We start from the raw sequence: 26204 nt of genomic DNA on the forward strand, positions 1-26204 counted from the left end.
GCGCACACCTGAGAAGGATCAAGTAAAACTTTTAGACTATGAAACAGTATAGAACAACAAACAATCAAAATTTAGGACAATGCAAAAGAGCCACACCCATACAATTTGGTAGTGTCAAGGCTGCGATGGCGCAAAAGATCAGCAATTTCTTTGAGAGAAACTCCGCCATTAAACAGATGGCTGGCAATTGTGCTTCGAAGAATGTGCGTTCCCGTCCAAGATAAACCGGCCCGGGAGAAGGCCCGCCGGACAGCACCGCGGACGGTACTTGCTTGCACAGCCAATCCAACTGGAGCCCGATGGTGCACAAATACACTACGAATATTGGTCTCAGGCCGTCCTTTCCGAAGATAGTCGGCCACTGCTTGCCCTGTTGTATCGGGAATGGGGAGTATGTCTTCACGCCTACTCTTAGTTTTGGTCAAAGACAATAATCCTCGATGCCAGTCCAATGAATCCAACTGCAGCTGGGACACTTCGCAACAGCGCAGTCCAAGGTCTGCCAAACACCGGGCCATGGCATAATCTCGTTTACCAATTGCAGTTGAACGATTGAAAGTATCAAAGAATTTTTTTAACTCTTCCGGCCGAAGTGCACGAGGAAGATTTGCCGCTGACCAGTTTGGTGGACGGGGGATTTTGGCAGATTCACAAACTGTTTTATGGCCGGCAAATCTAAGAAATTTCAAATAAGTCCGAAGGGAATAAACCAAAACGCCCATGCTACCCGTGCGGTATTTTCCGGCTTGCTGGGCAACAAAATAGCAAAGAGTTTCAGGGGTGATCTTATTAATTTCAACCGGCTCCTCTGCGAAGAGCCACAAAAGGAACATACGAACGTGACGACGATGATACCAGCAGGTAGCTTCAGCAAGTCCGCAAACCCTTTGAAGATACCAATCAAATTCCATAATAGCAGCCGCAATTTCCGGATGTGTTTCATTATGGGATTTTTTATAACGGGAAAGCCCCTTCATCTGAAGAAACTGGTTCAGCGCTGCTCGAACGATTTTGAGATTTCGGGGAAAAGCATCAGGACAATGACAATCTGGAAGATGACGATCGAGAAACGCTTGAACATTCCTTTGGTTAATTTCCTTCTCGAAATCCGGTCTTTTGGCAAGCCAGTATCCAAAATGTTCCAACGACGCCGTGTAAGCTCGTATAGTAGTATCGCAATATCTCCTATCCATAAGGTAATCGTTAAAAATGGAAAAAACTGCTGGCGAGACAGGACCAAAACGATCATACTGCCAATTGACAAAAAAAATTTCATTCATAAGAGCATCCTCCTTTCTTTGGGGTGGGTAAGGATGATACTCTTATTTATGTGGAGCGATGGAAATGATTAAATCGTCTTGAGGAAGGAAAAACACGGGGTTTGAAAACATTCCAAAATCAATTCCGCATAATTGAAGTATCTGCATAATTACGGTTATGTGGAATTCAGCATAACCGTAAGAACTGGCTGTTTAACGGCCATCCCAAAGGGGCTGCTGCCAGTGCCGCCCTCTACAGCGTGATTGAAACGGCCAAGGCCAACGGGCTCAAACCCTATTTTTACCTCAGGCATCTGTTTGAGCAGCTGCCCCTGGCTGGAACCGAGGATGATTACCGGAACCTGCTGCCGCAGAACCTCTCGCCTGACCAGATTGCCCTGCCGGCGGCATAGAGGGTGTACTTCCCTAAGCGCTTACATATCTGCCTTATAAGCAGAGCCATATCCGGACCTTTGAGGCCTTCTATTCGTATCCGGATAACAGATGGAGATTCGGCATTTGTTACTGCTATAAACGCATGAAAATCCGAATCCAGTGTTATAATTACCCTCCCGTTCTCACGGGCATATTCGATCAGCTCTGTATCCTGTGCTTTGCTCAATCCAATATCACCGACATGCAGGATATCCCATTTTTCACCCTGTAAATTAGACGCAGTTGAGCGTGGAAGGCCCTGGTCAAGCAAAATACGGATCAAGCAACCTCCAGATGCATTGTTTGCGTATCTAAATTGGTTGCGGCGAATTCCAGAGCTTGGCGGATGTCTTCCTTCTCCAATTCAGGGTACTCTTCCCTCAAATTCTGCCAGTCAGGATAAAGTGCCACTGCTTCAACAACTCTTCGCACAGTCAGGCGCATATTCCTTATGCAGGGCTGGCCATTCATGAGTTCAGGGTCTATGGTAATTCTGTCAAATTTTTTTCCCATGGTTAGTCCTTTTTTTTCGGTATATTTTTATCCGTTGCTTCTTTGGACCGTTGTCCCTTGTAAAAGCTGTTAAACTCGCTCTTCTCCGTAAAGTACAACACTTAAAGAAAAGCTGCAAGTCTTAATAATTCCGTAATCCCGGGGACGCTTTACATATTTCGGATAAGGGTAAAGATGGTTGTTGGAAAGGGGAGAGGTGCAAGGTTCAAGGGGGGAAAGGAGAAGAATTGATGGGCAAAAAGTGGTGCCATTATGACAGAGTGGAAAAGTGGCGGGTTTTTGATATACTTGAGAATTAAAATGATTCGGCCCAGGTTGCGGGGGAGATGACTGAGCTTTGGGGCATGGGGTTTTTAATTAGCAACTGATCTCCGGTGATCAGAACAGCAGTTGGTTCCGAGGCCAAAAGAGCCCACAGGTGGACGTCCTGTGGATCCGGAGAGGCGTGGTGCGGATTGGACTCGGGCTCGCGCCAGATAGCGTTGGCCGTGATTTCCGTCAGGAGTTGATCAACTTCGGATTCGTTGAGTCCATGGAGGCGAACAAGCCCGGGACGAAGCAAAACACTTCTGTATTCAGACAACAGTTCGGCAGTCAAAAGGTAAAGCAGATCGCCTTCCAGCATGGCATCAAGAACTCTGACGGTCGGGCTGGCGGACTTGTTGGTGATAAGGCCGGCAGCGACAACATTGGTATCGATGATAAAAATGCGCGTGTTCATTTAGATCGATGTGCCCGTGTTTCTTCGACAGCAAGGCTGATTGCGTCTGCTTCGCTGCATTGTGCTTCCGAGCGGGCGCGTGCAACCAGCTGGCGGGCATTTTCCATGGATTGGATGCCCCGAAGCCGCAGGCTTTCCTCTATGAGCCCGCTGATGCTGCGCCCCTGCCTCGCGGCGGTCTCTTTCAGCGCGCGATGCAGATCATCGTCAAGGGTTATGGTTAGTCTGCTCATGAATATTTCCTTTATCGTTAATAGATTTCTTTATCACATTAACACCAGGACACCATGGTGTCAAGGATGGGCGGAGGACGGAGGACAGAGGACGGAGGACGGAAGGCAGAGGACAGAGGACGGAAGGCAGAGGACAGAAGACAGAAGACAGAGGACAGAGGACAGAGTCTGGGAGGTGCGATGGGAGAGAGGATTTCGAGTTTTCGGGAGTTGAGGGTGTATCGGGCGGCTTTTGAGTTGCAGCAGGAGATTTTTGAGGTGACAAAGGAGTTTCCAAAAGAGGAATTGTATAGCCTGACGGATCAGATTCGGAGATCGTCTCGATCCATAGGCGGCAATATTGCCGAGGCGTGGCAGAAACGCCGTTATCCGGCTCATTTTATGAGTAAATTGAGTGATGCAGACGGAGAACAGGCGGAAACACAGCATTGGCTGGATACGGCTCAAAAATGCCGTTATATTTCTGATGGATGTCACGATCGGCTCATGAGCGCCTGCCGTGATATAGGCCGCATGCTCGGTGCCATGATCAACAAACCCGAAACCTTCTGCAAAAACCAATGATCAGGCTTTTCTGACTTCTTGACAACGGTTGGCAGGGCTGTTATGTAACCTGAAAAATAATGATTTTTGCAGTATTTTTGCGGAGAGATGGCCGAGTCGGCTGAAGGCGCTCGCCTGCTAAGCGAGTATGGGGGGAAACCTCCATCGAGGGTTCGAATCCCTCTCTCTCCGCCATATCAGGTACTTACGCCCGGTCAAGTGACCGGGCGTTTTGTTTTTAGAGGGGCTTGGCCACCACTTTGGCCACCACTTTAAAAATATTCAGGCTTTTCCAAGGGAGCTTTGATTGGATAGAGTGAATTCCCATTTCGAAGGGTTGCAGCTTGCCTCCATCTCTTCAGATCACATCTTCCAATTGATTTTTCTTTCTCGTTATTTTATTTTAACATATTGGGCTAAAATAAAATAATGGAAGATCTTATTTTAGGTTCGAGGTCAGAATGAAGCGAGGACTTCAAGGCAGATACGTTACCCTATCGACGGTAGGTGAAAAAGCTAAGGCCTTCGTGCCTATGCCACTGCCGCCGCATCCGCCCATCGACTGGACGCCGGAGCTGCGCAGCAAGTTTGACCAGGCACTGCTGGCGATAGGACGGCTGGACAGCGTTTCGACCCTGCTGCCGGACACCTCCCTTTTCCTCTACATGTACATTCGTAAGGAAGCGGTGCTTTCTTCCATGATCGAGGGAACCCAGTCTTCTCTTTCTGACCTGCTGCTGTTCGAGTTGGATCAGGAACCAAGTGTTCCACTGGATGACGTTCGGGAGGTCAGCAACTATGTCGCGGCCCTTGACCACGGCCTGCGCCTGCTCAAGGATGGGTTGCCGTTGTCGCTGCGGCTGTTTCGAGAAATCCACGGCGTTTTGTTGGCCAAGGGCCGGGGGAACAATCAGACACCGGGAGAATTCCGGCGCAGCCAGAACTGGATTGGCGGCACTCGACCAGGTAATGCAGCTTTTGTGCCGCCTCCGGCCGAAAAGGTGATCGAGTGCATGAGCAAGCTGGAGCTTTTTCTCCATGATCAGCCGGAACCGACGCCAGTGCTGCTCAAGGCGGCTCTGGCCCATGTACAATTCGAGACGATTCATCCTTTCCTGGATGGCAATGGCCGTCTGGGACGCCTGCTGATCACCCTGCTCTTGTGTGAACAAAAGGTGTTGCTGAAGCCGATGCTCTACTTGAGTCTCTATTTCAAGGCGCATCGCCAGTATTACTACGAGCTGCTCGACAACGTGCGCCTGACTGGCGACTGGGAAGACTGGCTCGATTTCTTCGCCGAGGCGGTTATCGTCACCGCCACCCAGGCGGTAGAAACCGCCCGGCAGCTCCTCGACTTGTCCAACCAGGACCGCGACAAGATCAGCAATCTCGGCAGGGCGGCGACATCGAGCCTAAAGGTTCACCGGGCACTGATGGAGCAGCCCATTGCCACCTCGGGTTCACTGGCAGAGAAGACCGGCATCACTCCGGCAACGGTTAACAAGGCTCTCGGCCATTTGGAGAACCTCGGCATTGTAAAGGAGTTGACCGCCCAGAAGCGCAACCGACTATTCAGCTATGCGGACTATATCGAGATCATGAATCGTGGCACGGAGCTGCCGGAAAGGTAGGCTCGAATCCCTCTCTTTCCGCCATATCAAATTTTACGCCCGGTCAAGTGGCCGGGCTTTTTTGTTTTGCGGCGGGGATGGGAAAAAAAGCCGCACTCAGGCGTGCATGCCCTGATAAAGGTTTTGCTGTTCCAGGGTGTTTCGGATCTGGTTTAGGGTCTGGGTTTTGTTGATTGCCCAGGCTGGGGCGATGAGTTCTTCGGGGTGGGGGTCGCCGGTGAGGCGGGAGATGATGATGTCATCCCGCAGGTGGGTTAAAAACGCGCATGTGAGGTTGACATATTCGTTCTGGGTCAGGCAGGTGTATCTGCCCTGGTCATACCACTGGTGGAGCACGGTGTTTTTGACCACGTAGAGAAGATGGATCTTAACACCGTTGATGTCCATGGCAGAAAGGGTTTTTGCGGTCTGGATCATGTGTTTTTCCGATTCTCCGGGAAGGCCCAAAATCACGTGGGCGCACACGTGAATGCCGCGTTTTCTGGCGCCTTCCACGGCGTTTTCAAATGCGGCAAAATCGTGGCCGCGGTTGATGCGCGAAAGTGTGGCATCATGGACAGACTGCAGACCGTATTCCACCCATACCAGGTATTGATCCTGATAGCTGGCCAGCAGATCCAGGTTTTCATCATTGACACAGTCCGGCCGGGTGCCTGCAAAAAGGCCCACCATACCCTCCACGGCAAGGGCCTCGTCATAGAGCTCCTTTAAACGATGAGTCGGGGCATAGGTGTTGGTGTAGGACTGGAAATAGGCGATGAATTTTTTGGCCTTATACCGACGGATCAGGGCGTGTTTGGCTTGTTCTGCCTGCTGTGTGATGGATTTGCCCTGCGCGGCCGCACCCGTGCCAGAACCCTTTTGGTTGCAGTAAATGCAGCCGGCGCGCGAAAGGGTGCCGTCGCGGTTGGGGCAACCCAGGCCCGCGTCAATGGTGATTTTCTGCACCCTGCAGCCAAACAGGCCCCGCAGATAGGTGTTTAAGTCTGTGTAGCGGTTTTGCATGAATTTGCTGCATAAGGCGGTCAAATGCCTTGACCGGCCGTGTCGCAGATCCTACATTAAGAGTTTCAAATCGGTTTTTCAAAATCGCCCAGATTAAGAAAACCTTATCACGAACCATGAGCCGGTGCAATGAACCAGCAGAACAAAACATATGACGTGATCGTGGTGGGCGCGGGCCATGCGGGATGCGAGGCGGCCCTGGCCGCAGCGCGCATGGGCTGCCAAGTGATGCTTGCCGCAATTGATCTGGACAAGATCGCGGCCATGCCGTGCAGTCCGTCTGTGGGCGGCATGGCCAAGGGGCAGCTGGTGCGCGAAATCGACGCCCTGGGCGGGGAGATGGCCCGGGTCACGGACCGCACCGCCATTCATTTCCGGACCTTAAATACCCGCAAGGGCCCGGCCGTGCACTCTTCCAGGACCCAGAACGACAAGATCCGCTATCACACCGCCATGAAAGCGGTGCTCGAAGACACACCAGGCATTGACATCAAGCAGGTGCTGGTGGACCGGCTCCTGGTGGAAGACAACCAGGCCGTCGGAGTGGTGGACCGCACCGGGTTTGCATTTTACGGGCAAACCGTGATTCTGGCCACGGGCACGTTTCTGGCCGGGCGGGTGCATATCGGAAACAATTCGTTTATGGCCGGCAGGGCCGGGGAGTTTTCCGCAGAAGGGCTTTCCGCGGATTTAAGGGCCCTGGGCTTTGCCATGGGCCGGATGAAAACCGGCACCCCGCCCCGGCTGCACCGCGACAGCATTGATTTTTCCGTGCTTGAGCGCCAGGACTCCCAGGAATCGCCCCGCCCCTTTTCCTATTCATCCACCGGCCTGCCCCTGCCCCAGGTGCCAAGCTTTATTGGCGCGGCCAATGCCCAAACCATCCGCACGGTGGCAGACAATATCTCCCGGTCATCGCTGTACGGCGGGTTTATCTCCGGGGTTTCGGCCCGGTACTGCCCCTCGTTTGAAGACAAGGTGGTCAAGTTTCCGGACCGGCAGAGCCACCAGGTGATTTTGGAGCCCGAAGGCCTGGACACAAAGGAAATTTATGTTTCCGGGCTTGGAAACAGCCTGCCCCTGGAGATCCAGGTGCAGCTGGTGCGCACCATCTGCGGGCTGGAGCAGGCCGAAATCATGCGGCCGGCCTATGCCATTGAATATGATTACGTGGATCCCATGCAGCTTTTGCCCACCCTGGAGACCCGAAAGGTGGCGGGCTTGTATCTGGCCGGCCAGATAAACGGCACCTCCGGATACGAGGAAGCCGCGGCCCAGGGGCTGTGGGCCGGGATCAACGCGGCCTGCCGGGTGCAGCACAGGCCGGCCTTTGTCCTGGACCGGTCCCAGGCCTACATGGGCGTGATGATCGATGATCTGGTCACCCGGGGCACGTCCGAGCCCTACCGGATGTTTACCTCCCGGGCCGAGTACCGGCTCATGCTGCGCGAGGACAATGCGGATCTGCGGTTGATGGAAATCGGCCATGATCTGGGCCTGATCGGCCATGATGCGGCCAAGGAGCTAAAGCAGCGGCGGGAGCAGATCGAAGCCGAGATCAATCGGCTTGGCAAAACAGCCATCCGCCCGGGCCCGGAGCTGGACCGGTATTTGGCCGAACGCAAGTCCGCGGCTGTAACCACGGGCACGCCGGCGGCCCAGCTGCTCAAGCGCAACGAGCTCGACTATGACGTGATCCGCAAATTCGCCCCGCCGGGCCGGCCGCTGGACGCCCGGGTCATCGGTCAGGTGGAAATTGCGGTCAAATACGACGGCTATATCCGCAAGCAGCTAAAGGAAATCGAAAAATTCAAAAGCCTGGAAAAAACGCCCATACCCGAAAATTTTGATTTTTCCGGAGTGCACGGCCTGTCCAACGAGCTGCGCGAAAAACTCTCCCGGGTCCGGCCGGTATCCATGGGCCAGGCCTCGCGCATCGAGGGCATCACCCCGGCGGCCCTGTCCGTGCTCATGGTGGCCTTAAAGGCCCGCAGCGGGGGACACGGGGGTGCAGGGGCATCCGCCCACAACGAATCCATAAATTTTTCGGATGGTTCAACGCCGGGTCGGGGTTGACATCCGTGGGATGTGAATTATTTTAATGACCGAGACAACACAGACCCATTTTACAAATAAAATATGAAAACGGTGATGCAGATATGGCCCAGAAGGATTATTACAAAATACTCGGCGTGGACAAAAGCGCATCCCAGGAGGATATCAAAAAGGCCTACCGCAAGCTGGCCATGAAATATCATCCGGACCACTCCTCGGGCTCCAAGGAAAACGAGGAAAAGTTCAAGGAGATCAGCGAGGCTTATGCCGTGCTCAGTGATCCGGAAAAGCGCAAGCAGTATGACACTTACGGTGACGAGGATTTCCGGCAGCGCTACAGCCAGGATGACATTTTCCGGGATGTGGATCTCGGCGATATTCTCCGGGAGTTTGGCTTTGGCGGCGGCAGCGGCTCGTTTTTTTCATTTGGCGGCGGCCGTGGCAGAAGCGGGCAAAAGGGCCGGTTTTCCTTTGACCCGGAAAGCATGTTTGGTTTCGGCGATGCCGCAGGCGGCCGGCAGCAGAGCATGGAAGCCAAGGGCAGAGACGTTGAAACCGAGCTGCCCCTGACTCTGCAGGAAATCGCCACCGGCGTGACAAAAACCGTTTCCGTGCAGACGCCATCGGGCAAAACCGAGACCCTGACCGTGAAAATTCCCAAGGGCCTGATTGACGGCAAAAAGGTGCGCCTGGCCGGCCGGGGACAGCCCAGCCCCTACGGCGGTCCGGCCGGGGACATGTATATCCGCTCCAAAATTGTTCCCGACCGGGTGTTTTCCAACGAGGGATTTGACATTTACGTCAACCGGGACATCAATCTCACAGAAGCCCTGCTGGGCACAAGCGTGACAGTGCCCACAGTGGACGGCGGGCAGATCAATATGAAAATTCCGCCGGGGACCCAGCCCAAAAGCAAACTCCGGGTGGCCGGCAGGGGCCTGCCCCACATGCGCGGCAGCGGCCGGGGCGACATGTACGTGGTGGTCAACGTGAAAATGCCCAAAAAGCTGAGCAAAAAGCAAAAAGAGCTGGTGGAGTCCCTGGCAGAAACCGGGCTCTGATCCAGGGCTTTTTCCCTGAGTCTGAAAAAGCGCCAACAGCAGATAACCTGTTGTGATTGGCGCTTTTTTTGTGCCCCCAAAACCCTTTTTTCAGTGTCGGCCAGCGCATCCGGCATCCTGAAAGTTTGTGTTTTGGTGCGGCAATAAGGCAATTTTATTGACAAAAGCAAATCTTTTGCATACACTTCCGCCATAAAGCGACCTCTGAAAAATGGTTTCGGGTGAAAGTGCCTGTTGCGATAAACCCTTCATTTGATAAAATATTGATGCCTGAACTGCTACCTGTCCTGAGCCAAGAAGAGATCCAGGAAAAAGTTGCCCGCCTGGGGCAGCAGATTTCAGCCGACTATAAAGATGAACAATTGGTGTTAATCGGAGTGTTAAAAGGCGCATTTGTTTTCATGGCCGACCTTGTGCGGTATATCAGCCTCCCGGTGGAGATTGATTTTATCACCGCGTCGAGCTACGGCCATTGTGATCACTCCTCCGGGGATGTCCGGGTGCAGGATGACCTGGGAATCGACATCAAAGACAAGCACGTACTGATCGTCGAGGATATTCTGGACACCGGTCTGACCATCCAGCGGCTGATTGCCTGCCTTGCCTGCCGCCAGCCCAGAAGCATCCGGGTGTGCGCTTGTATTGACAAGACAGAGCGCAGGCAGACTGACCTGCGCCCGGATTATTGGTGTCACCGCGCGGAACAAGGATTTCTTGTGGGTTATGGCCTGGATTATGCCGAGCAATACAGGCAGTTGCCCGCCATCTACCATTTACAATTTTCAGCCAGCGAGGGGAAAAAATGATCGTCACCTGTGAGGCTTGCGGCACGAGTTATAAAGTCAAGTCCAGCATGATCCGCCCGTCAGGGTCCACGGTGAGATGTTCCAGATGCCAGCATGTTTTTGTGGCCTATCCAGCCGTATCGGAACCGCAGTTTGAAAAGCCTTCTGAAAAACAAGCAGAAACCCCGCCGTCAGAGGCTGATTTTTCCCATCCCGGCAGCGCCACGTTTCTCGCCGATGCTGCTGAAACCGAAAAGCAGCTGGATGCGTTTTTTGCCGAAGATTTTGAGGCAGAGCCATCCGGCAGACCCTCTCAGGCTGAAAACGTTGATGCCCCGCCAAGGCAACAGGATGCGGATTTCCCGGCTGCCCGGTCCGGGTCTTTGTTTGAAACCGCCCCGGGTGCCGGGCCTGATTTGGCAACCCATGAAACCGCTGACTCCCGGGAGGCGGACTCGTTTGAACTCGACTTTCCGGATTTTTCCGAAGACAGCCCGGATCAAATCTATATGGAGGATCTGGAATACGACACTGAGATGAGTTTTTCGGCCCTGGAAGAAACCGCGAATCTTGACTTTTCAGACCTGGAACAAGACGCTGACCTGGAGCTTTCAAGCCTGGAAAAGCAGACAGAAACAGCTGATTTTTCTTTGGCGGATCTGGAGGCTGAAGCCGGCCCGGATTTGGCTGACGTTTCCAAGCCGCCTCAGCCGGCCGCGGGCCCTGTGGAGGCAGAAGATGAGCCGGAATTGGACTTTTCAGACCTTGAAGCGGACACGGAGCTGGATTTTTCTGATTCCGGGGCTGAAGCCGATATGGACCTCTCTGATCTGGAGGCCGAATCCGGCGGGGCCTTTGCTGAACCCGGGGCTGAAGCTGCGGATGATTCCGATGCGGTCCTGGATCTATCCGGCCACACAGTTGACGCGCAGGGCGGAGAGGATTTTCTGGATTTAGACGAACAGAAAGTTGATTTTGAGAGCGTGCAGGAAGACTTTGATTTTGATCTGGATGAAGATTTTTCAGACATTTCTTCCGAGCCGGAGCCGGATCTTTCAGATTCTCAGGCGCAGGCGGATTTGGATCTCTCTGACCTGGAAGCTGATGGAGGTGAGGATTTTGCGTCTTTTCAACCCGAGACCACTGCAGAATCCGATGCAGAACTCACTTTTTCCGACCTGACGGCCGACGCTGAAATGCAGCCGGAATTTGAGCAGCAGGAGCAGCCCCCTGTTGATGAAGAAACAGATGAAGAAACATTGGAGATTTCCGATCTCACGCTGGAGGCGGGCGAACTTGATGCCACTTTGGGCTCCCTCCCCGAGCAGGAGCCGGATGATCTGGAGTTGGAACCGGAACCGGAACCGGAACAGGGAGCGGATGCAGAGCTAAATTTTTCCGACCTGATTGCCGATACTGAAATTCAGCCGGCATTTGAACAGGAACAGGGGCAGGAGCAGGAGCAGGTAGCGTTTGCTGATGAAGAACCAATGGAGATTTCCGAGTTTGCCCAGGGTGCCGGAAGCGACGAAGAAACGGGAACTTCCTTTGAGACTGCGCAGGAAGAATTTGACCTGGATCTGGATACATTTGAGCTGAATCTGGACGAAGACGCGTCCCTGGAAGATCATCAGGGGTCTGGTTTTGCGGTTCCCGGGGAAAAAAAAACCAAAGTGGAAACAGACGAAATGACAGGCAAGGACGATAAACCCGGGGAAACCGAAGAAGATCTGTTTGATCTGGAGCTGGACTTTGATTTTGAGGAAAGCCCTGAGCAGACTGAAGCCGGTGCTGACAAGGATGGGGATGAGGATCTGGATCTGGACTTTGCAGATGAAGAACCGGACGCCCCTTCAGCCCCCCCCGCAGCCCCGGCGGAACCCGCGCCGGTGGAGCCGGATAAGAAAGAAAAATCTGAATCCCGCGGGGTCTATGAGGTGAATCTGGAGCTGGGCGACTCTGGTCAGGAAGATGATGACGAGGATGATTTCCTGGCGGATCTGGATCTGGATTTTGACGAAACCCCGGATGATGTCGCTGGTGAAGTATCTCAACAAGCTCCGGCTGAGGCTGCTGCTGAAGAAAAAATACAGGAACCCGGGCCGGATTCTGAAGCGGACTCAGACCTGGAGCTGGATTTGACCATGGATACGGGTGAAGACGCGGGTGCGGATTTTTTACCTGAGAAACAACAGGACGCGCCGGTGCAGGAGGATTTTGACCTGGACCTGGAGGAGGAGAAATCCCCGGCTGAAGCCGAAGATTTTTCACTTGAGCTTGATGAGCCCGGGGCCCTGGACACGGCTGAAACAGAAAGCCGGGCCGGGGCGGCCGAAGATCGGCAAACCGGGATGCCGGAAAAAGATCAAGCAGACTCCGGAGATTTTGCCGATCTGGACCTGGATTTGTCAGATGACATGGATTCCGCCTCTGCCGCCACAGAAGAAGATGATTTTGAATTGAACCTGGAAACCATGTTTGCTGAAGGCGATGAGGATGAATTCGTTGACGAAAAAAGCGTTTCCCTGGAGGCTGTGGACTCAGAAACCGAGGATGTCGGGGAAGACGATGAGTTTTCGCAAACAGAGGAAGAAGGGGAGACGGTTTTCTTTTCAGGTGTGACCGATGGCCCGGAAGATTCCCAAAGCCCGGATCAGGACCTGGGAGAAGACAGTGTTTTTGATAAGGAATCCGGCGGTTATGCAGCAGATGGTTTTCAGCCCGTGGGCGCACGGAAAAAGCCGGTCTGGAAAATACTGGCCTTGCTGGTGATCCTGGCTGCGGCTGCGGCCGGGGCATATGTTTATTATTACGGGCTTCCCATGGAAAAGTCGGGAGCCCCGGATCCCGGAAACCAGAAAATTGCGGTTTCCGACCCCTCCTACCAGTTCATGGACAATCAAAGCGCCGGCGAAATTCTGGTGATCACCGGCAGTATCACCAACCGCTATGATCATGCCCGCCAAAATATCCGGGTGGAAGCCGGCGTGTATGATCAGCAGGGCACCCGCATGGATGCAACCGCTGTCATTTGCGGCAACACCCTGACACAGCAGCAGCTCAGTAATCTTGATCCCGGAGAAATCCGGCAGGCCCTTGGCAGGACTGCAACTGTCGCCAATCAGTCCCCGGTGGTGCAGGCCGGAGGCAATCTGCCCTTTATGGCCGTGTTTGCCAATCCCCCTGACGGGATTGCCGAGCTGACCGTGGATGCGCTCTCGTCTGAGAAGTCGTAACAGGATTTGATGCCGGTATTGGAGCCGAACTTTTATGTTGACTCCATGGTTTTCAAATGATATGAATTCTGCTTTTAGTTTTTGGGGTATGGCAGAGGTTAAAAAATACCCTGGCTTTTTATATGGCGATGTAGCTCAGTCGGTCAGAGCATGCGGCTCATATCCGCAGCGTCCGGGGTTCGAATCCCTGCATCGCCACCACCAAATCCGTATATCCGAGCCTCTTCGCTGTTCATCCGGAGAGGCTTTGTTATTCTTAAACCGCCAGCGTTTCAAATTTTTATTTCCCTATTACTTCAAAGGAATTAAGTTTATTGTAGCTTTTAAAAATTTGAAGCGCTCGGTTTGGGCCATTTAAGGGGATGGAAAAATGATTGTTACCGGATTTGAAAAGATTGTTGAAGAACGCATCCGTGCCGCCCAGCGAAACGGGGAATTCGACAACCTCAAGGGCGCCGGAAAACCCCTGGATCATGAAGATTACAGCCGAATCCCCGATGAATTGCGCCTTGCCTATAAAATTTTAAAAAATGCGGACTGCCTGCCCCCGGAAGTTGAGTTGCGAAACGAGATCATCCGCACCGAAACCCTGCTTTCCACCATGGAAGACGAAGCCCTTCGCTACAAGACCATGAAAAAGCTCAACTACATGATCTTAAAACTCAATACATTAAGGGGCGGGTCCGTGATTTTCGAAGTCCCTCAGCAATATGAGCACCAGCTCGTGGAACACCTTTCCGCCAACTCAAAAGCCAGGGGTGATGCCAAAGACGGAAAAAACGGGCGCTGAAAATCAAATAAAGAACAAGTCAATGCCCATATTCCGAAACAGAGAAAATCCCGACAGTGTCATGAAGGGCGTGTTTATCGCCTATTTCATACTGTTGTTCCACGTGGCCCTGCTGGGGCTTGTGGGGATCGTGGTGCTGTTTTTTACCGGAATTCTCAATTACCTTCCCTGGATTCTGCTGGGGGGCGCGGTGATGATTGTTGGCTGCGGATACATGGTGATGCGATATCTCCGGAAAAAAAGCCGTTCCATGGTCCAGGTGCTGGGTATGCCCGAGTTTCGGGGCAAAAATATCGAAGTAAACCTGATGGGCGGCCTGGCTTCCTTTAAAATCCAGGACACGAATTCGGAATCATCAGCAGACAGCCGGTATCTGGAATCCGACGGACCGTCGCGGCTGCTGACCCACGCAGATGGTGAAAAGCGCCAAAAACTCGAGTCCCTGGCTGAAATGCGTGACAACCGGATTATTACCCCTGAAGAGTTTGAAAGGGCCAAACAGCGGCTTCTGGACCAATAAGACCGCTTATCGCAACCCGGGTGCAATATCATGAGCAAAAAAATCCATGTTGCCCTGCTTTCCGGCGGAACGTCCGGGGAAAGGGAAATTTCACTAAAAGGCGGAGACCAGGTATACCAGGCCCTGGACAAGGACCGGTACACGGTTGCCAGATATGATCCGCGCACCGATCTTTGCCGCCTGGTGGCCGATGCCCGGGCCATTGACGTGGCCCTGGTGATCCTCCACGGCGCCCCGGGCGAGGACGGCACCATCCAGGGGCTGCTGGACCTGCTGGAGATTCCATACCAGTGCTCCGGGGTCATGAGCAGCGCCATTGCCATGAACAAGGTGGTCTCCAAGTTTTTCTACGAAAAAGCCGGCATTGCCGTGCCGGCCTGGGAGTCCAGCCGCAGGGGGCAGCCTGTGGATGCAAAGGCGGTCATGGACCGGCTGGGCCTGCCCCTGGTGGTCAAGCCGGCAAGCGGCGGCTCGAGTCTGGGTATGAGCATCGTGCGTTCGCCCGAAGCCTTTGACGCCGCCCTGGAGGCCGCTCATGCGTGCGATGATACAGTCCTTTTGGAGCAATACCTGCAGGGAACCGAGATCACCGGCGGAGTCTTGGGCAACCAGGACCTGGAGGCCCTGCCTTTGGTGGAAATCGTGCCTTTAAAAGATCATGAGTTTTTTGATTTCAATGCCAAGTATCTGGCCGGCGAGACCGACGAGATCTGCCCGGCCCGGCTGGATCCGGACCTGGCCCGCCAGGGCCGCGAACTTGCCCTGGCCGCCCACAGGGCCCTCTTTTGCACCGGATACAGCCGAACGGACATGATTTTGAGCAGCGGCCGGCTGTGGGTGCTGGAAACCAATACCATCCCGGGTATGACCCCGGTCAGCCTGCTGCCCCTGGCGGCATCAAACGCGGGCATGAACTACAGTCAACTGCTTGACCGGTTAATCGGCCTGGCCCTGGAGAAATAATCTGAAAACTTGCTTCTAAGTAACTTCGTTCAAGGTTCAAGGTTCAAGGTTCAAAAGAATAAAATCAACGCTTTTAGGCATGCGGCAAAAAGTTATTTGCAGTGTTCGGTCCCGGGCGGCGGCCCGGGGGGCTTTTTTCCTGACCCTGACAAACTGTGGACGCGGTAAAAAGCTTTTTACGCGACCATCCGGATTGACCGGTGAAATGACCAACGCATAAGCAAAACGGAGTAAAACCCCATGAATATCCTGATTGTCGGCAGCGGCGGAAGAGAGCATGCACTGGCCTGGAAAATCGCCCAAAGCCCGGAAGCAGACCAGATTTTCTGCGCCCCGGGCAACGCGGGCATTGCGGAAGTGGCAACCTGCGTGGATATTGCCGCTGATGCAATCGATGAACTGGTGGCCTTTGCCGGGCAAAATCGGGTCGACCTGACCGTGGTGGGCCCGGAAGGCCCTTTGTCGGCCGGAATTGCAGACGCGTTTGAGGCCGCCGGACTGGCCGTGTTCGGCCCGTCTGCCGCGGCTGCCGAGATTGAGGCGAGCAAAACCTACGCCAAGCGTCTTATGGAAAAATACGGGATTCCCACGGCCCGGGGCCGGGCGTTTTCCGATCCGGAAAAGGCGCGCAAATACATCCGGACCATGCAAGAGCCCATGGTTGTCAAGGCCGACGGCCTGGCCGCGGGCAAGGGCGTTGTCATCTGCAGCACCCGCAAACAGGCCCAGGATACGGTCAAACAGATGATCCAGGACAAAATCTTCGGGGATGCGGGCAAAACCGTGGTCATCGAGGAGTGTCTCACCGGCGAGGAAGCGTCGTTTATCGCGTTTACAGACGGGACCCATATCGTGCCCCTGCCGGCTTCTCAGGATCACAAAAGAGTAAACGATGACGACAAGGGCCTCAATACCGGCGGTATGGGCGCTTATTCCCCTGCGCCGGTGGTGGATTCAGTCATGCAGCAAAAGATCATGGATCAGGTCATGCGCCCGGCAGTCCGGGCCCTGGCCGCAGAGGGCCGCCCCTACAAGGGGGTTTTGTATGCCGGCCTGATGATTGACAAAGACAAGATCCGGGTGGTGGAATTTAACTGCCGGTTCGGGGACCCGGAAACCCAGCCCCTGATGATGCGGCTCAAAAGCGATATCGTACCGCTGCTCCGCGCCGTGGTCCACGGCGGCCTGGACAAATGCCGCATTCAAATCGATCCCCGGCCCGCGGTGTGCGTGGTCATGGCCGCGGGCGGATATCCCGGGTCCTATGCCAAAGGCGCCGGGATCAGCGGCCTGGCCAATGTCCGGCGGATGAAGGACGTGGCGGCCTTTCATGCCGGAACCGCCGCCAAAAACAACGAAATTGTCACCGCCGGCGGCCGGGTCCTCGGGGTGACCGCCCTGGGAGATGACATTGTCAAGGCCATATCCCGGGCCTATAAGGCGGTGGAGAAAATTTCCTGGAAAAATGTCCATTTTCGCACTGACATCGGGGCAAAGGCCAAAAAGCGATTGTCCGTGGCCCCGGCTGTTGGCATCATCATGGGCAGTGATTCGGATCTGTCGGTGATGAACGCGGCCGCAGACCTGCTCAAGCGTTTTGACATTCCCTATGAACTCACCGTGGCCTCGGCTCACCGGACCCCGGAGCGGGCCGGCGAATTTGCCGAAACCGCCCGCAAAAGAGGCATCCGGGTGATCATTGCCGGCGCCGGCCATGCCGCGCATCTCGCCGGTGCCATGGCCGCCCACACCACTGTTCCCATCATCGGGGTGCCCATTGATTCCTCTGCCTTAAGCGGGTTTGACGCGCTTTTGTCCACGGTCCAGATGCCGCCGGGCGTGCCCGTGGCCACCATGGCCGTGGGAAAGCCGGGGGCTAAAAATGCTGCGGTGCTTGCCGCCCAGATCCTGGCCCTGTCTGATCCGGACCTGGAAGCGCGCCTGGTGTCCTACAAGTCCGGGATGGCAGACGAGGTCAATGCAAAGGCCAGGAGCCTTGAGGGATAAAGCCCCCATCAGCCGGATCGACGCCCGGTTTCCGGACCCGGCTGTCATAGAGGCGGCAGCCGGTTGGATCCGCAGGGGAGGATTGGTGGTTTTTCCCACCCGCAGCCTTTACGGGCTGGGGGCTGACACCTTAAACCCGGATGCCGTGGACCGGGTGTTTTCCGCCAAGAACCGGCCCCCCAAAAATCCGGTTTCCATTCTCATCAGCAGCCGGGATATGCTTGAAAATTTTGTTGCAGAAATCCCCGATGCCGCCTGCAAGGTAATGGACCGGTTCTGGCCCGGGGGCATCACCCTGGTTTTCCGGGCAGCCCCGGGATTTCCGGCAAATCTTACGGCAAACACCGGCACCATCGGCATCCGCCTGCCCTCCCATCCGACTGCCGCAGCTCTTGTGCGGGCCGCGGGCACACCGGTTACCGCCACCAGCGCCAACATCTCAAATGCCCCGGGGGCCGGGCGCGTGTCTGAAATCTCAGATCCGGTTGCCCGGGCAGCCGACATGATCCTGGATGCCGGGGCCCTGGCCCCCGGATCGGGCTCAACGATTCTGGACGTGACTTGTGACCCGCCTGCGATCCTGCGCCAGGGCGCGGTGTCAGAAGCCCGGTTGCAGGATTTGCTGCCGGTATCTGTCAGTCCGAATCCGGGTTTGCAAATAAAAGGAGTAAAATCATGAATGCCAGCCAGCGAAAGCTTGCCGAAGGCGTGCTGTATACGGATATGTATGAACTGACCATGGCCCAGCTGTATTTCCGCATGGGCATGCACGAGATGAATGCCCATTTTGAGCATTTTTTCCGCAATTATCCGGATTACGGATCACATCAGGCCGGATACTGCATCAACGCGGGCCTGGAATGGTTTACGGACTGGGTGCAGGAGGCCTGCTTCGGGGACGCGGAGATCGAGTGCCTGCGCAATCAAAAGCAGCGCAGCGGAAAGCCCATGTTTGACGATGATTTTCTCGGCTGGCTCAGACAGCAGTGCCTCCGGGATCATTTCACCATCCAGGCCGTGCCCGAAGGCCGGGTGGTACATCCCAACGTGCCGCTCACCGTGGTGCAGGGGCCCCTGGCCCTGGCCCAGATCATGGAGTCCTCCCTGTTAAACCGCATCAATTTTCAAACCCTGATCGCCACCAAGGCCGCCCGGGTGCGCGAGGCGGGGTGCAGGCGGATGATGATCGAATTCGGGCTGCGCCGGGCCCAGGACCGGGGCGGAAATGCCGGCACCCGGGCCGCACTGATCGGGGGCGCGGATTTTTCCTCCAACACGGGCATCTCTTATGCCCTGGGATATCCGGCCAAGGGCACCCATGCCCACAGCATGGTCCAGGCGTTCATGGCCCTGGGAGAAGGCGAGCTGGCCGCGTTCCGGGCGTATTCGGAAGTGTTTCCAGACGACTGCCTTCTGCTGGTGGACACCATCAACACCCTTGAATCCGGGGTTCCCAACGCCATCAGGGTCTTTGAGGAATTAAAGAAAAAGGGCCACAAGCCCCTGGGCATCCGCCTGGATTCCGGTGACCTGGCCCATTTGTCCATACAGGCCGCCAGAATGCTCAATGCCGCCGGGTTTGAAGACACGGTGATTTTGCTGAGCAACCAGCTCGATGAAATGGTGGTCTGGCAGATTATCAGCCAGATCCGGGACGAGGCGCGCAAATACGGCCTGGACCCGGATCATCTTATCAACCGCCTGGCATACGGCGTGGGCACCCGGCTGGTGACCTCCAGGGGACAGGGCGCCCTGGACGGGGTTTACAAGCTCACCGCCCTGGAAAAAAACCAGGAGTGGATTCCGGCCATCAAGGTTTCGGAAACTCCTGAAAAAATAATCAATCCGGGCTTTAAAAATGTCTGGCGCATTTACAACGGCCTCAATCATGCCACAGCCGATCTTATGGGAATGCAGGACGAGGATCCGGACCAGATGGAGCCCCTGGAACTGCGTCATCCCAGTGACCGGGAAATCCGGCGCACCATTTCACACAAAGACATTGATCATATCGAGCCCCTGCTCACAGATATCATCAAAGACGGCAAAATGGTCTATGATCACCCCGGCATCGACGAAATGCGGCAGGTCCGGGACCAGGACCTGGACCGGCTGGATTCCGGTGTCAAGCGCCTGGTCAATCCCCATATCTACCACGTTTCCCTGACGCCCAGGCTGTGGCAGTTAAAACGCGAGCTTGTGGAAAAACGCGGAAAGATCCGGTAGCCCGGCCCGAAAACCGCCAAAGACAAAACATGCTTGCATTTTTTTTCTGATTTGGTTATTTTGCCAACCAAATCCGCCCGATGCTTCGGGCGATGAACAAGCCCGCACACACAGCCTCGTCAAAGTGCCGGAGTGGTGGAAGTGGTAGACGCAGAGGACTCAAAATCCTCCGGGCCCTGCGCCCTTGCGAGTTCGAGTCTCGCCTCCGGCACCATTTTTTATTGCCCGGCAAGCTGTTCAGCCTGCTCGGTGAGCAAAGCCTTCAACCGGTCAATGGTAACAGGACAGGGCTGTATTGCAATTCCCATCCAGTCTGAATATTCCAGCAGTTCTTCGGGCTTTTCAGCCATGTATTGATCCATAAAGCCGATGCCGTCGAGAACCATGGCCCCGCCGGTATGTTTCGGAAAATTTTCGTTTGCAAGCCCCTTGTCCCAACCTTTGTACACGTAATGCCGGAACTTGATCCATCCCGGTGTCATCCAAAGCACCTTTTGTCCCTGGGCCAGCTGCTCGCGTTCCTCTTTGTCTGCAAGCATGTCCATGCAGTGAGTGGCATTGATCCTGGCAATATTGCCGCCCTGCTCTTGGATAATGGTGTCAATGGTTCGGGTGGGCTCGGCTGTGTTGACGTAGCAAAATTTCCCCCCGTATACCACAAGGATTTTGTCGGTTGTTTCCCGGGCTTTCCGGATTTTGTCCACAAGCTGTTTTTCCAGCTCTTTTGGGGTTTCGTGAAGTCCGGGGGTTGTAAAATAAAGATGGGCCGGGTCCAGAAACCCTTCGCTGCGCAGATGGTTGAGTTCCGGGCTCAGGGTGCCGCAGGCGATGATGGCAATATCGTTGAAGTGCATATGTTTTTCCTTTCTGTTTCAGGGTTGTCAGTGATAGAAATGGATGTTTTTTAAATTATTTTCAATAATCGTGCCATGATTGGAATAGTCTAAAGTCGCTCTAAAAAATTGTAAATTCAATTTGTTATGTGTTTTCGGCGCTGATTTGCCATCCAGGAGGCCGTTTTTTTGGCCGGCCAGTAACGGGTTGTAGCGTGAACCCTTAACGGGTAACGCTGTTTTTTAATTTCCGGCAAGCTGCGAAGGTGCCGGATTTGGCCGCCGGATCATACCCGAATTTAGCATTAACACGGAAATCTGTATCCGGTGTCGCCTGTGCGAGGAAAACTGCCCGGTCGGCGGCATTGACATTGATGCGCAGCCGCCGCGCATTCAGGATCCCTGCATTTATTGCTGGCGCTGCGTGAGCATTTGCCCGACACTTTCGGTGTGGGCTGACTGGGAGCCGCTTGTGGCAATGGCGCCGGCCAATTACGCCCGGTACAGAAAAGAATTGGAAAAGGCCGCTGCCCGGGGGGAATTTCGATGGCTTATTGATCCGGATACCATTGATCTCAATGACCCGCTTTATAAGCAATGGCAGCGGCAATTGAAAAACAAAGAAAACAAAAAAAAGAAATAACACAAATCGCAGCACAGCTATTGCGCGCGCAGGCGCTCAAGGAGTTTTGCGGAAGGATAACCGTCTGCGGCCAGATCATGGTCTTTCTGGAAGGAACGGATGGCAGCCCGGGTGCGCGGGCCCGGCACGCCGTCTGCCTTGCCGGCGTCAAAGCCCAGGCGGTTTAAGTTCTGCTGGATTTCCATGATTTGATTTCGCGAAAGGATTTCATCGGCAGCATCCGGGCCGAAAAAAACCGGCGGCAGGCCAACAATGCGGTCTGCAAGATGGCCCACGGATATGGCATAGTTCACAGACCGATTCCAGCGCATGATCGCGCGAAAATTGTCAAACACAAGAAATGCCGGTCCGCTTTCCCCCTGGGGCAGAACAATCGATCCCTGCGTGTCCGTATTGGCAAGCGCCGTGCCGTCTGCGGCCTGCACACCCAGGTTTTTCCATTTTTCCACGCTTTTCTTCTTGTCCAGGGTGGCAAGGGACAGGTCAAAGCCCTTTGGGAGCCGTACCTGACGGCCCCAGTTCTGATCCGGCTGCCAGCCGATGCGGGAAAGAAAATTGGCTGCAGAGGCAAACGCATCCGGCAGGCTGCCCCAGATATCCTTGCGCCCGTTTCCGGTATAGTCGGTGGCGTAATGGTTAAATGTGGACGGCATAAACTGCATGTGCCCCATGGCCCCGGCCCAGGAGCTGGTCATATCCTGCGGGCGCACATGGCCCTGGTCAATTATTTTCAGAGCGTGAATGAGCTCGGCGCGGAAAAAATCGGCCCGCCGCCGGTCATAAGCCAGCGTGGCCAGGGCTTCCACGGCCTGAAACCCGCCCATGTGATTGCCGAAATGGGTCTCCAGGCCCCAGAAGGCAATAAGGTAGCGCGGGGCCACTCCGTATTCATCATAAATATTTTCCAGCAGGTGCCGGTGCTTTTCCAGCAGGGCACGGCCCCGGTAGATCCGTTCCCGGGTGACCCGGCGGCGCAGATAGCTTCGGAAACTCCGGGTGAACTCCGGCTGGCGGCGGTCTAACTCCACCACCCGGCGGACCGGGGCAAGATCGCCAAGGGCCGCATCCAGGGTCTTTTCGGATATGCCCGCTTTTTTTGCCTCATCTCGCAGTCCATCGAGCCATTTGTAAAAATCCCGGTCAGATACAGAGTCATTGATTTCTCCGGGCTGTCCGGCCCAGGCGACCTGCAGGCCCGCAGCCGCAACCAGGGCCAGGCCGAGCACTGCTGCTGCAAGACCGTATGATAACCTGCCGGCTGAACGTCTTTTGACGCATTGAAATATCATGTCTGCCGGTTCCTTGAGTTCTTCAGGGGGTTGCACCTGTGGCGCTGGTTTTTTTCTCCTGGTTTTCAGGAAAAAGTTTTTTGTATTCTCCGTATCCTTCGGCCTCAAGCTCATGGGCCGGGATAAAGCGCAATGCCGCGGAGTTCATGCAGTAGCGTTTGCCTGTGGGCGGCGGACCGTCGTCAAACACGTGGCCCAGATGGGAGTCGGCAATGCGGCTGCGCACTTCAGTGCGGGTCATAAACAGGCTCACATCGGCTTTTTCAACCACTGCATCCGGGGCAATGGGCCGGGTAAAACTGGGCCAGCCGGTACCGGACTTGAACTTGTCCGTGGAGGCAAAAAGCGGCTCACCAGAGACAATATCCACGTAAATACCCGGTTCTGTATTGTCCCAGTAAGCATTGTCAAACGGACGTTCCGTGCCGTTTTCCTGTGTAACGTGATATTGAAGCTTTGACAACCGGTTTCGGATCTCCTCGTCAGGGGGCCGGCTCCAGGACGTCCCGGACGTGGTGTCATCGGGTCCGTGAGCTTTTGGTTCGTTCTTTTTTTGCCAGTGCTTTTGAATGAAGCGATCCCGGCCGGATCCAAAACGGTATATCTTGTAGCGCAGGGGGTTTTTTTCGTGATAATCCTGGTGATAGCCTTCGGCAGCGTAAAATGTGGTATAGGGCCGGATCTCGGTGGCAATCGGGGCCTGAAACCGGCCTGAGGCCTCAAGCGCCGCCTTTGCAGTCTCGGCCTGTTTTTTCTGGTCATCTGAATGAAAAAAGATCACGGACCGGTACTGGGGCCCCCGGTCGGCAAACGAGCCGCCGGCGTCTGTGGGATCGATCTGGCGCCAGTAGACATCAAGCAATTGTTCGTAGCTGATCAGCGCCGGGTCATAGGTGATCTGCACGGCTTCCACGTGCCTGGTTGCACCCGAGCTGACCTGTTCGTATGTGGGTTTCTCCATACTGCCGCCGGCATATCCGGAAACCACGGAACTCACCCCTTCAAGGTTTTCAAAGGGCGGGACCATGCACCAGAAGCAGCCGCCGGCAAATGTTGCAATGCGCGTTTCTGCGGATTGATCTGCTGTGTTCATTGCATGGGACTCCTTTTGCTGAGATATCAGGAAACCGGTGACAAAAACCGCACCAGCCGTGATCACCAGCAGGCAGGTCAGTATTTGTTTTTTTGTTTTCATCAGCGGTTTTCCTTTTACCTGAAATTTGATGCTCTGGATCAATAAGATAATACGTATGCAGGATCCGGCAATCTATGGTTTGAAATTTTTGACCTGAATTGATATCTGAAAAGGAAAACAAAAGGCGGGACAATGGCAGAAAACAAGACAGCAGCAGATTGTATCGTGTTTCCCCTGGATCTGCCCACCGTGGCCGGGGCCGCCGGCTATGCCCGGCAGCTTTCGGGCCGGGTGGGAATGTTTAAGATCGGCCTGGAGCTGTTTATCGCAGGCGGGGGGCAGATCATTGAAACCATCCGTGAATGCGGGGATTCGGATATCTTTCTGGATCTGAAGCTCCACGACATTCCCGCCACAGTGGGCCGGGCCATGGAGCGCATTGCCCAATGGGACGGGGTGGTGTTTGCCACGGTGCATTGCGGGGAATCGCCGGCCATGCTCAAAGCCGCGGTCAGCGGCAGCAGCGGCCGGGTGGGCGTGCTGGGGGTCACGGTTTTAACGAGTGTTTCCGGAAAGGACTTGCAAAATGCCGGGTTTGATCCGGTTTATGCCGACAATCCCGGGACTCTGGTCATGAAGCGGGCGCAGATGGCCCGGGAGGCCGGATGCGCCGGGGTTGTGTGCTCGGGCCACGAGGCTGCGGCCATCAAGGCCGAATTCGGCCAGGATTTTGTTACCATGGTGCCTGGTATCCGGCCGGCCTGGTCGGTTGGAAAAGATGATCAAAAGCGGGTGGTCACCCCGGGGCAGGCCGTGCAAAACGGGGCGGATTATCTGGTGATCGGACGGCCCATCCGGGATGCGGATGATCCCGGAAAAGCCGCGGAACAAATCGCCGCTGAAATCCGGGAAGCCGCAGGCGGCGGCCTCGCATAAGCACTGGTCAGGCAGCGGTAAAGCCAGGGTTTAAATGCCGAAAAACAGCCGCTTGAAAACCAGGGCCAGGATCACCGCGGCCACGGTGAGCACCACGATGAGCTGGTCAGGGGAAAAGCGCTTCATGCCCTGTTTCGATTTTTTTCTGTCTTTGCCAATTTGTTATTCGCTGTCAAGATCAAACGCTGAATGAAGCGTCCGAACGGCCAGTTCCGTATATTTTTCCTCGATCACGCAGGAAATGCGGATTTCCGATGTGGAAATCATCAGGATGTTGATGTTTTCCGCAGACAGGGTGGCAAACATTTTCGACGCCACCCCGGAGTGGCTGCGCATGCCCACCCCGATCACTGAAACCTTGGCGATATCCTCGTCTCCGAGCACTTCCTCGGCCCCGATTTCTTCGGCCACCTTTTTTTCGATCTCCATGGCTGCGGCAAAGTCGGATTTGGGAACCGTAAAGGTCAGATCGGTCATGTGGCTCAAACGGGTGTTCTGGATGATCATGTCCACACCGATGCCGGCTTCGGCAATGGGGGCAAGAATCTTTGAGGCAATGCCCGGCTTGTCAGGCACCTTGCGCAGGGTGATGCGGGCTTCGTTCTTGTTGTGGGTAACCCCGGAGACCACGACCTTTTCCATATTGGCATCTTCATGAACCACCATGGTTCCTTCCTCCTCGTTAAACGATGACCTGACGTGCAGGGGTACGTTATATTTTTTGGCAAACTCCACGGACCGGATCTGGAGGACCTTGGCCCCCAGGCTGGCCATCTCCAGCATTTCGTCGTAGGCGATGCGCGACAGCTTGCGCGCTTTGGCGCAGATGTTGGGATCAGCCGTGTAAATGCCGTCTACATCCGTGTAAATCTCGCACTGGTCGGCCTTTAATGCCGCGGCCACGGCCACCGCAGACGTATCCGAGCCGCCGCGGCCCAGGGTGGTGATGTCGCCCTGGGCGTCCACGCCCTGAAATCCGGCCACCACCACAATGTTGCCCTGCCCCAGCAGGTCTTTGATGCGCCGGGCGCCGATTTCCTGGATCCGGGCGCGGTTGTAGCTGCTGTCGGTGATGATTTCGGCCTGGTGGCCCAGCATGGAGCGGGCCTTGTATCCCATGGCCTGAAGCGTCATGGCCATCAGTGACACCGTGGTCTGCTCGCCTGTGGCCAGAAGCACGTCCATTTCCCGGCAGTCCGGGGTGCCGCAGATATTGCCGGCCATGGATATCAGCTGATCGGTGACCCCGCTCATGGCAGACAGAATCACCACAACGTCGTTTCCCGCATCCCGGGTTCGGGCCACGCGTTTGGCCACGTTTCGGATCCGGTCCAGATCGCCCACCGAGGTTCCGCCGTATTTTTGCACTATCAACGCCATATCGC

General features: G+C 55.1%; 24 protein-coding genes, 3 tRNA genes and 1 pseudogene. 17 read left to right on the forward strand and 11 right to left on the reverse strand.

Annotated features, from left to right (window positions below; all coding sequences use genetic code 11):
* Window positions 1-71 precede the first annotated feature (71 nt).
* Window positions 72-1280 carry a site-specific integrase gene (locus ACTCIA_RS09445; RefSeq protein ID WP_463001565.1) on the reverse strand — a complete coding sequence of 403 codons (1209 nt, stop codon included), beginning with the start codon at window positions 1278-1280 and terminating at the stop codon, window positions 72-74.
* 176 nt (window positions 1281-1456) lie between these two features.
* On the opposite strand from ACTCIA_RS09445, the pseudogene ACTCIA_RS09450 reads away from it, so the two are divergent.
* Window positions 1457-1672, forward strand: a pseudogene (locus tag ACTCIA_RS09450) (transposase domain-containing protein); the annotation flags it as partial.
* Here the strand turns inward: ACTCIA_RS09450 and ACTCIA_RS09455 are convergent.
* From ACTCIA_RS09455 to ACTCIA_RS09470, 4 genes are all read right to left on the reverse strand, one after another.
* A complete protein-coding gene (locus ACTCIA_RS09455; RefSeq protein WP_463001566.1) occupies window positions 1612-1977 on the reverse strand; it encodes a DUF5615 family PIN-like protein in 366 nt (121 codons plus the stop codon). The pseudogene ACTCIA_RS09450 and the gene ACTCIA_RS09455 overlap by 61 nt on opposite strands.
* Window positions 1974-2207 carry a DUF433 domain-containing protein gene (locus tag ACTCIA_RS09460; protein WP_463001567.1) on the reverse strand — a complete coding sequence of 78 codons (234 nt, stop codon included), beginning with the start codon at window positions 2205-2207 and terminating at the stop codon, window positions 1974-1976. The genes ACTCIA_RS09455 and ACTCIA_RS09460 overlap by 4 nt, the downstream gene beginning before the upstream one ends.
* A gap of 295 nt (window positions 2208-2502) precedes the next feature.
* A complete protein-coding gene (locus tag ACTCIA_RS09465) occupies window positions 2503-2928 on the reverse strand; it encodes a putative toxin-antitoxin system toxin component, PIN family (protein WP_463001568.1) in 426 nt (141 codons plus the stop codon).
* A complete protein-coding gene (locus ACTCIA_RS09470; RefSeq protein ID WP_463001569.1) occupies window positions 2925-3161 on the reverse strand; it encodes a ribbon-helix-helix protein, CopG family in 237 nt (78 codons plus the stop codon). Before ACTCIA_RS09470 ends, ACTCIA_RS09465 begins: the two co-directional genes overlap by 4 nt.
* A gap of 180 nt (window positions 3162-3341) precedes the next feature.
* Between ACTCIA_RS09470 and ACTCIA_RS09475 the strand changes: the two genes are divergently transcribed.
* The 3 genes from ACTCIA_RS09475 (at window position 3342) to ACTCIA_RS09485 (ending at window position 5335) form a co-directional block, all read left to right on the forward strand.
* Window positions 3342-3725, forward strand: a complete 384-nt coding sequence (locus tag ACTCIA_RS09475; protein WP_463001570.1) for a four helix bundle protein — start codon at window positions 3342-3344, stop codon at window positions 3723-3725.
* Between the two features lie 81 nt (window positions 3726-3806).
* Window positions 3807-3899, forward strand: a tRNA-Ser gene (locus ACTCIA_RS09480).
* Between the two features lie 266 nt (window positions 3900-4165).
* Window positions 4166-5335: a Fic family protein gene (locus ACTCIA_RS09485; RefSeq protein WP_463001571.1), complete on the forward strand. Its 1170-nt coding sequence runs from the start codon at window positions 4166-4168 to the stop codon at window positions 5333-5335.
* 96 nt (window positions 5336-5431) lie between these two features.
* On the opposite strand, the gene mnmL is transcribed toward ACTCIA_RS09485, so the two are convergent.
* Complete coding sequence (gene mnmL / locus ACTCIA_RS09490) at window positions 5432-6340, reverse strand: tRNA modification radical SAM protein MnmL/YtqA (protein ID WP_463001572.1); 909 nt, start codon at window positions 6338-6340, stop codon at window positions 5432-5434.
* Between the two features lie 129 nt (window positions 6341-6469).
* Here mnmL and mnmG point away from each other — a divergent pair, with 129 nt between their 5' ends.
* From mnmG to ACTCIA_RS09550, 12 genes are all read left to right on the forward strand, one after another.
* A complete protein-coding gene (gene mnmG / locus ACTCIA_RS09495; RefSeq protein WP_463001573.1) occupies window positions 6470-8416 on the forward strand; it encodes a tRNA uridine-5-carboxymethylaminomethyl(34) synthesis enzyme MnmG in 1947 nt (648 codons plus the stop codon).
* An 83-nt stretch (window positions 8417-8499) separates the two neighbouring features.
* Complete coding sequence (locus ACTCIA_RS09500) at window positions 8500-9456, forward strand: DnaJ C-terminal domain-containing protein (protein ID WP_463001574.1); 957 nt, start codon at window positions 8500-8502, stop codon at window positions 9454-9456.
* 266 nt (window positions 9457-9722) lie between these two features.
* Window positions 9723-10262, forward strand: coding sequence for a hypoxanthine phosphoribosyltransferase (gene hpt / locus ACTCIA_RS09505; protein WP_463001575.1), 540 nt, complete (start codon window positions 9723-9725; stop codon window positions 10260-10262).
* Window positions 10259-13477, forward strand: a complete 3219-nt coding sequence (locus tag ACTCIA_RS09510; RefSeq protein ID WP_463001576.1) for a zinc-ribbon domain-containing protein — start codon at window positions 10259-10261, stop codon at window positions 13475-13477. Before hpt ends, ACTCIA_RS09510 begins: the two co-directional genes overlap by 4 nt.
* Before the next feature lie 124 nt (window positions 13478-13601).
* A tRNA-Met gene (locus ACTCIA_RS09515) sits at window positions 13602-13678 on the forward strand.
* 169 nt (window positions 13679-13847) lie between these two features.
* Window positions 13848-14267 carry a DnaJ family domain-containing protein gene (locus tag ACTCIA_RS09520; RefSeq protein ID WP_463001577.1) on the forward strand — a complete coding sequence of 140 codons (420 nt, stop codon included), beginning with the start codon at window positions 13848-13850 and terminating at the stop codon, window positions 14265-14267.
* A 22-nt stretch (window positions 14268-14289) separates the two neighbouring features.
* Window positions 14290-14787 (forward strand): SHOCT domain-containing protein, encoded by a 498-nt coding sequence (locus ACTCIA_RS09525; RefSeq protein WP_463001578.1) that lies wholly within the window; start codon window positions 14290-14292, stop codon window positions 14785-14787.
* Between the two features lie 30 nt (window positions 14788-14817).
* Window positions 14818-15750 (forward strand): D-alanine--D-alanine ligase family protein, encoded by a 933-nt coding sequence (locus ACTCIA_RS09530; RefSeq protein ID WP_463001579.1) that lies wholly within the window; start codon window positions 14818-14820, stop codon window positions 15748-15750.
* Window positions 15751-15990: 240 nt separating this feature from the next.
* Entirely contained in the window at window positions 15991-17757 is a 1767-nt protein-coding gene (gene purD / locus ACTCIA_RS09535; protein ID WP_463001580.1) for a phosphoribosylamine--glycine ligase, read from the forward strand.
* Window positions 17747-18436: an L-threonylcarbamoyladenylate synthase gene (locus ACTCIA_RS09540; RefSeq protein ID WP_463001581.1), complete on the forward strand. Its 690-nt coding sequence runs from the start codon at window positions 17747-17749 to the stop codon at window positions 18434-18436. Before purD ends, ACTCIA_RS09540 begins: the two co-directional genes overlap by 11 nt.
* A complete protein-coding gene (locus ACTCIA_RS09545) occupies window positions 18433-19983 on the forward strand; it encodes a nicotinate phosphoribosyltransferase (protein WP_463001582.1) in 1551 nt (516 codons plus the stop codon). Before ACTCIA_RS09540 ends, ACTCIA_RS09545 begins: the two co-directional genes overlap by 4 nt.
* A gap of 126 nt (window positions 19984-20109) precedes the next feature.
* Window positions 20110-20197, forward strand: a tRNA-Leu gene (locus ACTCIA_RS09550).
* 4 nt (window positions 20198-20201) lie between these two features.
* On the opposite strand, the gene ACTCIA_RS09555 is transcribed toward ACTCIA_RS09550, so the two are convergent.
* The 4 genes from ACTCIA_RS09555 to msrB form a co-directional block, all read right to left on the reverse strand.
* Entirely contained in the window at window positions 20202-20837 is a 636-nt protein-coding gene (locus tag ACTCIA_RS09555) for a DUF1638 domain-containing protein (RefSeq protein WP_463001583.1), read from the reverse strand.
* Between the two features lie 202 nt (window positions 20838-21039).
* A complete protein-coding gene (locus tag ACTCIA_RS09560) occupies window positions 21040-21474 on the reverse strand; it encodes a hypothetical protein (protein WP_463001584.1) in 435 nt (144 codons plus the stop codon).
* Between the two features lie 2 nt (window positions 21475-21476).
* The gene (locus ACTCIA_RS09565; RefSeq protein ID WP_463001585.1) at window positions 21477-22748 is read right to left on the reverse strand and encodes a lytic murein transglycosylase; all 1272 of its coding nucleotides are present in this window, start codon (window positions 22746-22748) and stop codon (window positions 21477-21479) included.
* A 22-nt stretch (window positions 22749-22770) separates the two neighbouring features.
* Window positions 22771-23943, reverse strand: a complete 1173-nt coding sequence (gene msrB / locus ACTCIA_RS09570; RefSeq protein WP_463001586.1) for a peptide-methionine (R)-S-oxide reductase MsrB — start codon at window positions 23941-23943, stop codon at window positions 22771-22773.
* Between the two features lie 132 nt (window positions 23944-24075).
* Here msrB and pyrF point away from each other — a divergent pair, with 132 nt between their 5' ends.
* A complete protein-coding gene (gene pyrF, locus ACTCIA_RS09575) occupies window positions 24076-24819 on the forward strand; it encodes an orotidine-5'-phosphate decarboxylase (RefSeq protein WP_463001587.1) in 744 nt (247 codons plus the stop codon).
* 162 nt (window positions 24820-24981) lie between these two features.
* On the opposite strand, the gene ACTCIA_RS09580 is transcribed toward pyrF, so the two are convergent.
* On the reverse strand, window positions 24982-26199 hold the full coding sequence (locus tag ACTCIA_RS09580) for an aspartate kinase (RefSeq protein WP_463001588.1): 1218 nt from the start codon (window positions 26197-26199) through the stop codon (window positions 24982-24984).
* Window positions 26200-26204 lie beyond the last annotated feature (5 nt).

The organism is Desulfosalsimonas sp. (genome assembly GCF_055149105.1).